The organism is Aporhodopirellula rubra (assembly GCF_014192335.1).
Classification (GTDB): Bacteria; Planctomycetota; Planctomycetia; order Pirellulales; family Pirellulaceae; genus Rhodopirellula; species Rhodopirellula rubra.
This window is the reverse complement of sequence record NZ_JACHXU010000002.1, coordinates 77,637-90,618: the sequence shown is the minus strand read 5'-3', so window position 1 is coordinate 90,618 and position 12,982 is coordinate 77,637. Positions and strand designations below refer to the sequence as shown.

The 12,982-nt window shown below is 56.7% G+C and carries 13 protein-coding genes; 3 read left to right on the top strand and 10 right to left on the bottom strand.

Annotation, left to right across the window (positions count from 1 at the left end; translation table 11 throughout):
• Positions 1–130 precede the first annotated feature (130 nt).
• Positions 131–1,588 carry an NAD(P)/FAD-dependent oxidoreductase gene (locus tag FHS27_RS02630; protein WP_184301393.1) on the bottom strand — a complete coding sequence of 486 codons (1,458 nt, stop codon included), beginning with the start codon at positions 1,586–1,588 and terminating at the stop codon, positions 131–133.
• A 4-nt stretch (positions 1,589–1,592) separates the two neighbouring features.
• Positions 1,593–2,444 (bottom strand): glycosyltransferase, encoded by an 852-nt coding sequence (locus tag FHS27_RS02625; protein ID WP_184301390.1) that lies wholly within the window; start codon positions 2,442–2,444, stop codon positions 1,593–1,595.
• A 348-nt stretch (positions 2,445–2,792) separates the two neighbouring features.
• On the opposite strand from FHS27_RS02625, the gene dgt reads away from it, so the two are divergent.
• From dgt to FHS27_RS02610, 3 genes are all read left to right on the top strand, one after another.
• Positions 2,793–3,935, top strand: a complete 1,143-nt coding sequence (gene dgt, locus FHS27_RS02620; RefSeq protein WP_184302340.1) for a dGTP triphosphohydrolase — start codon at positions 2,793–2,795, stop codon at positions 3,933–3,935.
• Between the two features lie 242 nt (positions 3,936–4,177).
• The gene (locus FHS27_RS02615) at positions 4,178–5,185 is read left to right on the top strand and encodes a PIN/TRAM domain-containing protein (RefSeq protein WP_184301386.1); all 1,008 of its coding nucleotides are present in this window, start codon (positions 4,178–4,180) and stop codon (positions 5,183–5,185) included.
• Between the two features lie 3 nt (positions 5,186–5,188).
• Positions 5,189–5,521 carry a co-chaperone GroES gene (locus FHS27_RS02610; RefSeq protein WP_009096648.1) on the top strand — a complete coding sequence of 111 codons (333 nt, stop codon included), beginning with the start codon at positions 5,189–5,191 and terminating at the stop codon, positions 5,519–5,521.
• Positions 5,522–5,614: 93 nt separating this feature from the next.
• On the opposite strand, the gene FHS27_RS02605 is transcribed toward FHS27_RS02610, so the two are convergent.
• The 8 genes from FHS27_RS02605 to FHS27_RS02570 form a co-directional block, all read right to left on the bottom strand.
• Positions 5,615–5,935 carry a nuclear transport factor 2 family protein gene (locus tag FHS27_RS02605; RefSeq protein WP_184301383.1) on the bottom strand — a complete coding sequence of 107 codons (321 nt, stop codon included), beginning with the start codon at positions 5,933–5,935 and terminating at the stop codon, positions 5,615–5,617.
• Between the two features lie 341 nt (positions 5,936–6,276).
• On the bottom strand, positions 6,277–6,690 hold the full coding sequence (gene acpS, locus FHS27_RS02600) for a holo-ACP synthase (RefSeq protein ID WP_009096653.1): 414 nt from the start codon (positions 6,688–6,690) through the stop codon (positions 6,277–6,279).
• A gap of 4 nt (positions 6,691–6,694) precedes the next feature.
• Positions 6,695–7,657 carry a tryptophan--tRNA ligase gene (gene trpS, locus FHS27_RS02595; protein ID WP_184301380.1) on the bottom strand — a complete coding sequence of 321 codons (963 nt, stop codon included), beginning with the start codon at positions 7,655–7,657 and terminating at the stop codon, positions 6,695–6,697.
• A gap of 181 nt (positions 7,658–7,838) precedes the next feature.
• The gene (locus tag FHS27_RS02590) at positions 7,839–9,452 is read right to left on the bottom strand and encodes an amidophosphoribosyltransferase (RefSeq protein WP_184301377.1); all 1,614 of its coding nucleotides are present in this window, start codon (positions 9,450–9,452) and stop codon (positions 7,839–7,841) included.
• Between the two features lie 140 nt (positions 9,453–9,592).
• Positions 9,593–11,215, bottom strand: a complete 1,623-nt coding sequence (locus FHS27_RS02585; RefSeq protein ID WP_184301373.1) for a sodium:glutamate symporter — start codon at positions 11,213–11,215, stop codon at positions 9,593–9,595.
• Between the two features lie 52 nt (positions 11,216–11,267).
• Positions 11,268–11,522: a DUF3565 domain-containing protein gene (locus tag FHS27_RS02580; RefSeq protein ID WP_184302337.1), complete on the bottom strand. Its 255-nt coding sequence runs from the start codon at positions 11,520–11,522 to the stop codon at positions 11,268–11,270.
• Between the two features lie 312 nt (positions 11,523–11,834).
• A complete protein-coding gene (gene ppk2, locus FHS27_RS02575) occupies positions 11,835–12,728 on the bottom strand; it encodes a polyphosphate kinase 2 (RefSeq protein WP_184301369.1) in 894 nt (297 codons plus the stop codon).
• A gap of 25 nt (positions 12,729–12,753) precedes the next feature.
• Entirely contained in the window at positions 12,754–12,978 is a 225-nt protein-coding gene (locus FHS27_RS02570) for a hypothetical protein (RefSeq protein WP_009096670.1), read from the bottom strand.
• Between the last annotated feature and the right edge of the window lie 4 nt (positions 12,979–12,982).

Sequence of the window (12,982 nt, the reverse complement as noted above, 5' to 3'; positions counted from 1 at the left end):
CGAGAACATACGAGACGCAGCGTAAGACGTTTAGGATAGCATCATCGCAAACGTCATTGTTCGGGGAAATTTTCCCGAGTCGGAGCGTGCGGTCTGGCGTGCGGGAGTTTGTTGACCTGCGGCGAGAGCGTCAGCTGGATGAAACGAGTTCTTCGTCTCGTGAGGTTGCGTTGGTGGCAACCTGACCTCGAGCGACCCGTTTCTGGTAGTCGGGCCAAACTTCGTCCGCCAATTTTTCTTCACCAAGGGTGATCGTCTCGTTGACGTTCAGGTTTCCCTTGACGATGTGTGCCGAATTCAACGCGTAAAAACCCGGGACGCTGGTGACGATCGGTGGCAATCGGGTGCTGTAGTCCACCGTCGACAAAGCGGCCACGTATTTTGCGCGAGCGATTTTGAACTCGATGACTTGATCGCGTGAGAAGTGATCGTACATTTTTTCAAGAGTCGAAAGGCACTTCTCGCGATAGTCGTCGTCGGACTCGTTCAATCCTTCGTGATCGTCCGGCAAGTACTTCGGCAGATAGACAAGGTGTTTGCCATCGAGTTCTGATTCGGGATCAACGATCGTGGACATCTCGATCACGGCGGTCAACGGGACCCATGTGTCGGTAATGTTGGTGACGTAGTACTGGCTGATCGGTTTGTCCATCAGCATCGATGCGCAGACAACGCCGAGGTAGCGAATGTTGCTGTGTTGATCTTTCTCGGTTTGTGTCAGGGCGTCGCAGGATTGGGCGATGAACGGTGACGCGATGGTGGAAACGACGTTGTCGTAGACTTCACTATGTCCGTCGGCAAATTCGACCAGCAGTTCACCCGAATTCAGAGGCGCAACGTTCTTCACCGGAGACCCGGTTTTCATGGTCACGTCGCGTCCAGTAAGCCAACCGACCCAGCTCTCGAGGATTTGTGCGTAGCCGCCGGGGACGTAGCCGAACCTCTCGGTTTTCATTCCGCTGCGCCGTGCCTTATACATTCGCGCGGTGTGCGCCCAAATGAATGCGGCGGAGGTTTGTTTGTACGCTTCACCGAGTTTGGCTTGCAGCAGTGGTTGCCAGATTTTCTCGAAGACACCGCGACCGGACCAACGGCGGAGCCATTTCTCAACGGTGAGTTTTTCTAGGCGTCGCCAATTGCGAATCTTCGAAGCGTAGAAGATCGTCCCGCCGAGTCGGAGTTTTTCGATTAACGTCAGCGGTGGGAATTTCAAAAACTCGCTCGTGTTGCTCATCGAGAGCAAGCGACCTCCGGCGTAGAAGCCGGTTTTGGTCTCGACCCATTTCATCTGCGATTCGAGGCCGAGTCGTTTGAGGACGTCGCGAATTTTGGTGTCGCTCATCAGCGTGACGTGATAGAAGCGGTCCCAGATCACATCGCCGAGATTCCACGCGCTCGTTAAACCGCCCATCGTCGGAGCGGCTTCCGCGATTGTCACGTTCTGGCCGCGGTCGCGCAGATCAGTGGCGACCTGCAACCCCATCACTCCACCACCGATGACGAGCCATCGGCTCGCCGGTGCGGTGTCGGATTGAGAGGTCGTGGGGGCGGACTTCGTTGACGAGTGTGTCGGTGAACTCGCGGGCATCCGATTACGATCCCTTAACGCGGTGACGTCCGAGCATTTTCAGCGTCAGCCAGATCGTTTTGAAGACCTGCATCTTGCTGGCGCCGCCCTTTTGGTCGTAACGCAATCGCAGTGGGACTTCGCCGAAGACGCAGTCCATCTTGCGAAGTTTCAGCAAGATGTCGGCCATGCATGAAAACCCGGTCTCACCGACAAAATCGTCACCGTAACGGGCGAACCCGTCGCGGATCGCCGAAGCACGGTAAGCTCGATATCCGGAGGTGTAGTCGCGAACACCGCGGGTTGGAAACAGGAGCGTGAACAGCAATCGGGCACCGATGCTGAGGAAGTGACGTTCGATCGGAACGCCGACGACACGGGCACCGTTTTGGAATCGTGATGCGATAACGCAGTCGCAACCCTCATGAACGGACTGCACCATGCGGTTAATCAATCCGGGTGGGTGTGTGTTGTCGGCGTCCATCGTGATGATGATGTCGCGTTCGCCGGCGCGGTCGACGGCTTCTTTGAGCCCGTCCCGGATGGTCACGCCGAGGCCTTGGTTGACTTCGTGCTTGACGACGTGGACTGGCATTTGGAAAGACATTTGCGACGCGATCTTGGCCGTGTCGTCTTTACTGCCGTCGTCGACGATCACGACTTCGTAGGGCAGTCCACTGTCGGCGAAGGCTTCCCCGACCCGTTCGAGCAATTCCGGAAGGGCTTCTTGTTCGTTGTACGCCGGCAGGGCCATGATCACCTTTGCGGGGCGAAAACGCAGCGGATTTGGGGCCGTTGCCACTGGCGTGGACGTGGCAGGTGTCGTGTCGGGGGACGGGTTCGTCAGCGCCGATGGTTGGGGTTTGGGATCGTTCATAAAATTCGCCCCCCGCAAGGGGCGTTGGTCCGAAATGGGGAAGATCAATTGCGATTCAATGAGCCCCCATTCTATTCGCCCGTTCACCCATCACAACTGACGCATCCGTAATTACTTGCTCTGGGCTTATTTGCGGAAAAAAGCTACCCTGAGATGGCGTGAGCGTATCGAAATTGTGTGTTTCTCTCTCGCTTGCCGTGCCCCGTGGGGTTTGGTTTGGAGTAGTTAATCGAAAGTCACGGGCGGCTGTTCGCTCCGTCCTCCTCGTATTCCTCCATTGAAGTCGCTGGTCCGTTGCCTACCACCGTTGCCGAGTTCCCCGCACCCACTATGTCCACCGGCGGCCCTCTGATTGACCTGCGGCGATACGCGGACCGAGAGCATTTGCTGCTCGCATCTTACGCGATGCACAGCAGTGATTCGGCCGGACGGGTCAAGCACGAACCGCCACACGCCTATCGGGGACCCTATGGACGGGACCGAGATCGGATTCTGCACAGCAGTGCGTTTCGCCGGTTGTCGGGCAAAATGCAGGTTTTCACCGGTGAGATGGGAACCTATCACCGCACGCGTTTGACGCACACGTTCGAGGTCGCCTCCGTCGCCCGCACTTTGGCCCGCGTTCTCCGGCTCAACGAAGATTTAACCGAAGCGCTGGCTTTGATGCATGATATCGGGCACCCGCCCTATGGACATTGCGGCGAGGACGTCTTGAGCGAGTGCATGCATTCGGTTGGCGGGTTTTCACATAACCAGTTCGCATTGACGATCGTCGAGGAACTGGAGCAGCGATATCACGAATTCGCCGGATTGAATCTGTCGGCGGAAACCTTGGCCGGTCAGGACACCCGGGCTCACAAGAGCGAGGCGGCCGTCGGGCGAGCACCGTTGTTAGAGGTGCAGATCGTCGACGCCGCGGATTCGATCGCCTATGACGCACACGATATTGATGACGCGTTGCAGATGGGATTGCTGTCGATCGACAGTCTTTCCGAGTTGGCGATCATCCGTCGAGCGATGAGGCGGGTGCGCGAAAAAGCAGGTGAGTTGCCCATCGGCCCGATGCGGCAACTATTGGTGCATGAACTGATCGATTTGCAAGTAAGCGATTTGCTGCACGTGTCGGTTGATTTACTGCAAACGGCACAAGGAATGTCGGCCGAGGATGTTTGTGACGCCGGAATCCGTGTCCATCACAGCGACACGTTGGCGGCCGAACGCAGTGAGTTAGAACGGTTTTTATTTAACGCGGTCTATCGTCACCCCAGGTTAATACCAGTGCGTGAATCGGCCGCAAACCGGGTGCGCGTGTTGTTTGATGTATTAAGTCATACACCAAGTCGTTTGCCGATGCGATTTCGGCGTCGGGCAGAATCCCGACCTCTGGCGAGGGTTATCGGTGAATACATCGCCGGAATGACCGATCAGTTCTGTGATCAGCAGTATGCGAGTCTGGAGCATTCGACGGCGGGACCGTTGGCCGACTGGTAGAGTTGGGAGTGGTTCGGTAACCGGCAGGAAAATTTGTGCTTAATCTCAAAAGCAACAAAACCTTGCCACTGTTGGGCTCGTCCCACTACAAACCGAACCAGCGATGGCAGAATCGGCTCGTTCGCGTGGGGCAACCCCTGGGCGATTCCAACTGAGCATTTACACTGGTCGATTCCTCCGCTTTCCCTCCCTCCTTAAAGCTTTAGGTCGGTCCGCGTTTCGAGCGTGGGCTGCAGACACATATGGCACTGATCGTTCTGCGTCTTTTCTTTTTGCTATGCGCCGGTGGCGTTTCGGCAATTATTAACACCTCGCTGCCCAGCGGCGGATCCACATATCTGCCGTGGATGAATTTCGTCATCATCATGGGGTTGGCCGTGGGGATGGTGATCTTTGATATCTACCTCCCACGCAAACGTATCGACACGATCACATCGATCTACTTTGGTGTGTTGGTGGGGGTGTTGTTGACGTATATCCTCACGATCGCGGCGGCGCCGTTTTTGGACCAGTTCGCCAGCGCTAATCACATCCGTTTGGTTGTCGGGATTTGTTTGTGTTATCTCTGCACGTCGGTGTTGTTGCAGACCAAAGATGACTTTCGCTTTTTGATTCCTTATGTCGAATTTGTGCGAGAGGTGAAAGGGTTTAAGCCTTTGATCTTGGACACGAGTGTTGTGATCGATGGCCGGATTGCTGACTTGGTCGCGACGGGTGTTTTTGACAACCAACTGATCATGCCTCGATTCGCATTGAGCGAGTTGCAGGCGATCGCCGACAGCAGTGACAAACTGCGTCGTACCCGTGGTCGTCGTGGGTTGGATGTGCTCAACCGTTTGCGTGCGGACGAGAATGTCGATTTGCAAATCTTTGACCGTGAACTCCCTGAGCTCGCGGGCCAGACGGTCGATTTGAAACTTGTTTTGCTGGCCAAGCACCTCGAAGGCAAAGTGGTCACGGGCGATTTCAACTTGAACAAGGTTGCCAAGGTTCAAGGCGTCCCGGTGATCAACCTCAATGAGATCAGCAACGCGTTACGACCGGTCTTCTTGCCTGACGAAACATTCCGATTGCGTGTGATTAAACCGGGCGAAGGCCCTGAGCAAGGAATCGGTTACCTCGATGATGGTACGATGGTCGTGGTGGAGGGTGGTCGAAACCGAATCGGCCAAGAGCTCGACGTCCGAGTGACGAGTACTCTCCAAACCAACGCTGGCAAAATGATCTTCACCAAAGTCGACGCGCACTGATTCATGGCAAAGAAAAAAGTAGCTTCATCCACGTTCGAATACGTGGAACCGATCGGAGATCGTGTGCTCGTCCGCAAGGATGAGCCCAAGCGTGAAACGCGAGGCGGCATCGCGCTGCCTGACGCGGCTGAAATCCCAACGATCACCGGACGCATCGTCACGATCAGTGCGGCAGTTGAAAATGATGAAGAGTTGCCTCTTCGTCAGTACGACAAGATTCTCTTTCATCCTAAGAACGCGATTCCGGTCGATCTCGAGCACGACAATCAATTGTTTGTTGTCCCCGTGGAAGACATCGTCGCCGTTTTTCGTCGCAACGCGCCGGAAGAGTCGTAGGCGTCTCTGCGGCGTCCGATCGCTGTCGATCTATCCAAAGTGCTCGTCTAATTTGGCCACATCCAACAGGCCGAGTTTGGCGTACAGCCCGGTTTAGTCGATGACATTGTGTGCGCGGTAGATCAGTCCGTCCTTCAATGTCCCAAAGCAGGCCGTGTCTAAGGCGACGTCAATTCCAGGGTCCTGTTGGTGTCCTTCGAATTCCATCGTGGCCGTGAACTGATCGCCGCGCAGTAGCAAATGATGGATGGTCACTGTGCGATGATGCAATCTTGCACACATGGCCCGGTGGGTAACACGCATCTCATCCAAGCCCTTAATCACCTCGGGGGCCAGGCCGCTGACCATGCATTCAGGATGAAAGTGTTCGCCCACGAGGGAGCTGTCGTTGGCTTCCCATCGGCGAGTAGCCAACGACGTAGAAGAGCCGCGTTGATCTTTTCACGCTGCGTCTAAGGAGGATCGATTTTGGGGCTTTCTTCTCGGAAGCTCATTGGGTGATTCGTCCTGTTGTTTTTTCGTCGGGAGTAGAAGGTGACCGAAAGCCGTTGCGACTTTATTTCGCGTGTTGCAGATCTTGGTTGTTCAAGAGTTCGTGTACGCCGGAGGCATCTTCGACAATAGCCGGCAGTGTTCGCTTCGCTCGACTGCCGGCTAATCTCTGTAACGCCTTCGGCGTATGCGCGCCGTGGGTGATCGCAGCCCTTGGGGTGGTGGTTTCGCGGGGCGATTGGGGCTGCGAGGGGAGTGGTCGCTCAGTCGTCGTCCGATGGATGGGTTTCGAACGTGTCGTCTTGCCATAGGATCACATACGCGATCGCTTGGGTTCGGCATCCACCGAGGCTGAGGTGGATGGTGTCGACTCCGGCGTCGAGGGCCCGTTCGTGGGCGCTGCCGGTCAATGAGATGGTGGGGCCGCTGTGAGGGCGTGTTTGGATTTCGATTTCGGTCCAGCGGACACCTTTGCGATGGCAATGAAGGGCTTTGTAGACCGCTTGTTTTGCCGCCCATCGCCGCGAGAAGTGGCTGGTGGCGTCGGGCAATTGGGCACAGTGATCAATTTCTGCGGGCGTGAAAACGCGTTCGAGAAACTGTTCGCCGTGCTGTTGGATCATTTGCGAGATCCGAGCACACTGCACAATTTCCGTTCCGACGGCAACGATCGCCATGGTGTCACCGCACCCCGCATGCGGAACGTGCTCTGTCGAGAACAGCGCCGGCGACTTCGCGTGCTCGCACGGCACCGGCGTCGAGGATGTCGCGGACCGAATCGAGGTCTTTTTCGAGTTCTTCGCGACGTTCGCGGGCGGGCGCGAAATGGGCTTCGCTGACTTCGGCGACGGCTTTCTTGATCTCACCGTATCCGAATCCACCGGCGCGGTACTTCTCCACCATCGCCGCGACTTCATCCGGTCCGGCGAAGAGTTGATAGAGTTCGAAGAGGTGATCCCCTTCGGGATCTTTCGGGTCTTCCATCGGGCGACTGTCGGTGACGATCCGCATGATCTGTTTGCGGATTTTCTTCACGTCACCAAACAATGGCAATGTGTTGTCGTAGCTCTTGCTCATCTTTTGACCGTCGGTGCCGGGCACCTTAGCGCCGACATCGAGGGTCTTTGCCTTCGGCATGACGAACGTTTCGCCATAGGTATGATGGAACGATCCGGCGAGGTCGCGGCAGACTTCGATGTGTTGAACTTGGTCAGCACCGACGGGTACGATTTGCGAATCGTAGGCGAGAATGTCGGCGGCCATGAGGACCGGGTACGTGAAAAGTCCGGCGTCGGCGGGGAGGCCGCGTTCCTTTTTGTCTTTGTAGGCGTGACATCGTTCGAGCAAGCCCATCGGCGTGCCCGTGAGCAACAGCCACGTCAGTTCGGTGACTTCAGGGATCCGGGACTGGACGAACAGGGTCGCTTTGTTCGGATCGAGTCCGAGGGCGAGTAGGTCGAGTGCGGCGTTGAGAACGTTCTCGCGGAGCTGCGCCGGATCACGAACCGTGGTCAGGGCGTGCAGGTCGGCGATGAAGTAAAACCCGTCGTTGTTTTCTTGCAGGTCGATGTATTGGCGAATGGCACCGAAGTAGTTTCCCCAGTGGGGCCGGCCGGTCGGTTGGATGCCAGAAAGTACACGCATGGGTTGAATACGAAGTGGGGTTTTTGGGTGGGGAGAACGGACGATGGAACCGTTGACGCGAATCCACAGTGATGAGGTGCCCCGCTCATTTGACTGATTCTAGTCGATTCCGTTCGGATGTTTTCTAGGCGATCCTGGCAGGATCGTCCTGGGAATGTGACCGAGTATCGTCGTGATGATACTAGCTGACGCCGACGGCTGCGGCGAGCTGTTCGTAGGTGCGTTGGCTGTCGATTCGTGAGCCACGATTATCGCACGCAATTTGATACAAATGTTGTCCGACGGGCGTCGGGTATTTACCTGTAACACAAGCCTGGCAAAGTTTGCTCTGCGGCAAATCAATCGCACGTGCGAGGGCGTCAACCGGCAGGTACTGCAGCGAATCGGCACCGAGGTCATCGGCGAGGCGTTGCTGCGCGTCGTCGCTGAGTTCGCCGTTGAGGGAGAAGTACTTTGGTGCGATCAGTTGGTCGATCGTGCTCATGTCGATCCCGTAAAAACACGGGGCCACGATCGGAGGGCAGGCCACGCGAACGTGGATTTCCTTCGCACCGCCGACGTCGCGGATCCGGTCCAACAACGCGTTCATCGTTGTGCTGCGGACGATCGAATCTTCGACCAGGATGACACGTTTGCCTTTGAGTACTTCACGCAGTGGGGTGTACTTCGCCGCGGCTTTGGCTTTCCGGGCTCGTCCGCCTTCGATAAACGTTCGTCCGGCGTAGCGGTTTCGGATCAATCCTTCGCGGCACGGGATCGACAACTCGTAGGCCATCGAATCGGCAGCCGCTTTACTGGTGTCCGGCACCGGGACGATGATCGTGTCGGGATCGTCGAGCGGCACGCGACCGAATCGACGTTCGGCGTCGGCGAGTTCCCGGCCCAGATTGGTGCGGCTCAGGTAAACGCTGCGATCATCGAGCGTGCTGGCGACGTTGGCGAAATAGATCCATTCAAAGAAGCAATGCTTTGGTTCTTGGGGGGCCGCAAACTGCTCAATGCGGAGTCCGTTTTCGGGATCAATCAAAATCGCGTGGCCAGGCGGCAACGATTTGATTTGGTCGGCTTCGAAGCCGAGGTTCAGCAACGCAACGCTTTCACTCGCTGCGGCGAACAATGGACCTTCATGGATGTAACACATCGGTTTGATGCCCAGCGGATCTCGGGCAACGATCATTTCGCCTTCACCGGTCAGTAGCGCCAGCGAATACGCGCCGTCGAATCCGGCCGCGGCTTGACGAAGGACTTCGATCCAATCGAGTCGGCCGTTGGTGGCTGACAGAATGCGACCGAATTCGTGCAGGATAATTTCGGTATCGGTGTCGAGCGTCAGGTGGTGATCACCGTCGGCGAGCAGTCGCTGTTTGAGCAGCGTGTAGTTGGCCAATTGACCGTTGAAACAAAAGCTGAACCACTTGCGTTTGTGGATGTGGCGTCGTTCGAACGGTTGGGCATAGTTCCGGTCGTCTTGACCGCAGGTGGCATATCGGACGTGTCCGATCGCGGCGCGACCCGCCAGCGATTGCATCAGCGAATCGGCTTTGGCGCGGTGGTTGAGACGGAAGACTTCGGTGACTGTGCCGACGTCACGGAGCGTTTTGATCAGGCCCGGGCGGTCGGGATCAAACGTGCTCATCCCGGCGGCCAGTTGTCCGCGGTTTTGGATATCGAGCAGCATCCGTGGAAGCAATCGCGAAATTTGTCGCGGCCCGTCATCGGTGCAAATGGGGCTTCGGCCACGGCCGGAGAGATGGTAAATCGCGGCGACGCCACATTCGTGGTTCAGTTCGGCCATGAAAATTATGTTCGCGTGATGAGCGGATGGCACAGGAAACGTTGGAAGCCCGGCAATCGCCAAAACAAAATTTGGCAGAATCCCGACCGGTTCGACGCCCTGAGTTTACCGGTATGACGAAAGAACGCAATTCAGTGTTCTCACCTAGATTGCCCAAATTCGTCGCTGAGCCTGGAATCGGGGCCGGTTTTTTCGTCTGGGGATCCTTCGTGGAATGTGAGTTTCGTCTTCCACCAGACCCCCCAGGCAATGAGTGAGATCAGCATAATGGTCATGAAAACGGTGGATAACGCAATCGGAACTCGTTCGAGCAGAAGTAACGGCAACCCCACCGTGATCATCCCCCCACCGATGAATGGGGCCGATAGCGGCGCTGCCAGGGCGTAGTGTTCTGCGGCTCGCGTTTTCAGTTCCGGGTCAATCACCCGCAGTAACACGAAACCGGTCGCCGTTGTTCCTGTGGACATGCCGAAATTGATCAGCCCGAGTTCGAACCAATGGCTGTCAGGCAAAATTCTACGACTCAGAACCAGCAAGCAAAACGTCGACCAGATGGCACCACCGACAAACAACGCGGTGATCGGAATCCACAGTGATACAACGACCGCGAGATTCAGCGTCACGACCGCGGCAACGACCAACAGGTCCATGCTCGCGCCCACGAGGCTGCTGATCGTGTCGTGGTCGATCCAGCGGTCGCCGGCGGTGCGGATGACGGCAAACCGAACGATCGCGCCTCCGAAGAGGGTGTAGATGAACAGGGGGAACGAGCCCACAACGCTGGCAATTCGTAATCGGTCGCGGAGCACCTGTTCGCCCGCGTCGGCTGAGTCGGATCCGGCAAAGATTTTAGAGGCGTCCACCGCGGAGGCGAGTGAATCGACGAGGCTCTGCATGGCTAGCCCGATGCCGAAAGCCAACATCAAAAACACGAGTTGCAACAGGAGCGGTTCGATCGCATCGGCAATCGATGACGCCACGTTTGGTTCGGAGAGACTCGTTGGGTTGGTGGGATCTCGAGACGCCTCGACGTGCGAGTCGTTATTGATTGAGTCACTCGTGTTCGCTGTCGCAAATCGATCGGCGGCGATCCACCCTCGCCGCGCACCGACTTCGATCCAGAGGATTCCCGATACCAGTCCGTACACCAATCCGGACGTGGCCATCAACACGCCGAGGTCGAGGCCTTCTTTCATATTGATTGTCGGATGTGAAAAGACCGCTCCCATCGCAGCGGCCGTTCCGTGACCTCCCGCGAACCCGGTCTCGATCAGCATTGCCGCTGAATGAGGAAGGTTAAACTGTGGCCCGATCCACCACCAAACTAACCACAACCCCACCACCGTTTGGCCGAGCACAATGATCCATACCATCAGTGCTTCGCGTGCAACGGGCGAAAACCCGTGTTGGTCATGAGACGCGGTTTTAGATTGCGGGCGAGAGCTTGGCGGCGTCGTATCACCATTTTGCGGCGAACGTGATAGCAGCATTCCCGAGAACACGACCGCGATGAGCCACCCGGGCCACGACCGGAGATTGGCGATCGAGTCATTAGTAAATGCCTGTACCCATTGTGTCCATCGATCGGGTTCGGCTTCGTCGGCCCCGGCGACGCTCCACAGAATGATCTGCCATGCGATTAGACCGATAGCTCCTGCAATCAACGATGCGGGTATGCGGGCGATCGCCAATATGCGGAACCGACGGCGCAGCACGACGCCCAGAACCAGCAACACGGCGGTGAGAAGGATGGCGCCTAACATGTGGACAGTCTAGCGTGCGGGCGACTCCCGCGAAGCCGGTAGGCCGGACGTGTTAGGAGGGCTCACGGGCGGCGGGCGGGCGTGCGTCCGGTGGGGCTGATTCGCGGCATTTTTTGCAGCCGAGTCGGAAGCCGAGCATGGACCTCCTGCCCTTGGGGGTTAATACCCATTCGCGGCGGACCAACGGAGGGTCATGGCGCACGTGTTGATTGTGACCGCACTGAAGCTGAGCGACCCAGTGCCCTTCGTCATCGACGTGGTAGCCGGTGATCGCACTGGGGACCACATTTGAATTGAGATTTGGCATCGACTGCAGAACATGCCTCATGTTTTCGACAACTGACGGTGGGTTTCCGAATGCTTGAATGCTCGGAAACACGCGGCCCATGTTTGGAGCCCGACGTCGGTTGGGACGGGGGAAGGGATTGGTTTCGATCGGGATCGAAGTGGCTTCTGGTACCTGCCCCTGGCACGCTCGGCATTTAAGCCGCAAATAGAGAGACGCGTCAATATCGTCTCGCGGAACGTTGATCAGTTCATCGCCTTTGTGGCGTGGTGCGTTTCTCGTAATGGAGTCGTGGTGTGCTTTGCGATTCGCACGTCAAGTGTTCGTTGGGGCCTAGTAAACCGCCGGAACGAAGACTTCTCGCGGGATCGGGTGGCGTTGGTAGTCATCGCCGCGTCGTCGTTCAGGCAGTTCAACGGAGTCTTGCTCGACTTCCTGATACGGGATCTGTTCCAGCAGATGATGAATGCAGTTCAGGCGTGCGCGTTTCTTGTTGTTGCCGTCCACGATCCACCACGGTGCTCCTTCGAGGTTGGTTTTGTTCAGCATGATCTCTTTCGCGACGGTGTACTGTTCCCATCGTCGGCGAGACTCGAGATCCATCGGGCTCAATTTCCATTGCTTCAAAGGATCGTCGATACGGCACTGAAAGCGAAACGCTTGTTCTTCGTCCGAGATCGAGAACCAATACTTCAGCAGATAGGTGCCCGACGACACGATCATGCGTTCGAAGTCGGGGACCGTGCGAAAGAACTCTTCGTATTCATCATCGGTGCAGAATCCCATCACGCGTTCGACACCGGCGCGGTTGTACCAACTGCGGTCAAACAACACGATCTCGCCGCCGGCGGGCAAGTGCGGCACGTAGCGTTGGAAGTACCACTGAGTTTTTTCGCGTTCGTTGGGAGCCGGCAGAGCGGCCACGCGGCAAACACGCGGGTTCAATCGTTGCGTGATTCGCTTGATCACGCCGCCCTTTCCGGCCGCATCGCGTCCTTCAAAAACGATCGCAACTTTTGACTTTGTCGCAATCACCCAGTCCTGCAATTTCACCAGTTCTAATTGCAGGCGAAGCAGGTGGCGAAAGTACTGCGTGCGGGTGAGGCGGTTCTGCTCGCCGCCACGTTCGTTGTCGAGTTTGTCTAGCAGCAGGTCTCGGAGTTCGGCTTCGATTTCTTCATCGATCGAATCGAGGACTTCTTCTCGGATGCGTTGGTAATCTTGCATTTCGTCGGTGCTTGGAGAGTAAGACTCAGTTCTTCGAGCGGCTTTCAACCAACAGATAAGCGAGGAAATCTTTGATCGTGTTCAGTGACAGTTTTGCGCCCCGCATGTGTTCTTCGAGGTGTTCAATTTCCATGTCCTGTGCGGCGATTTCGCGGCGCATTAGTTCGGCTTTCAGTTCACCCAGTGTTGATTCGGTATCGGCGATGAGGTCGCGTATGCTCTCGTTAGAAATTTTTTCGATATCGGTCATGGGT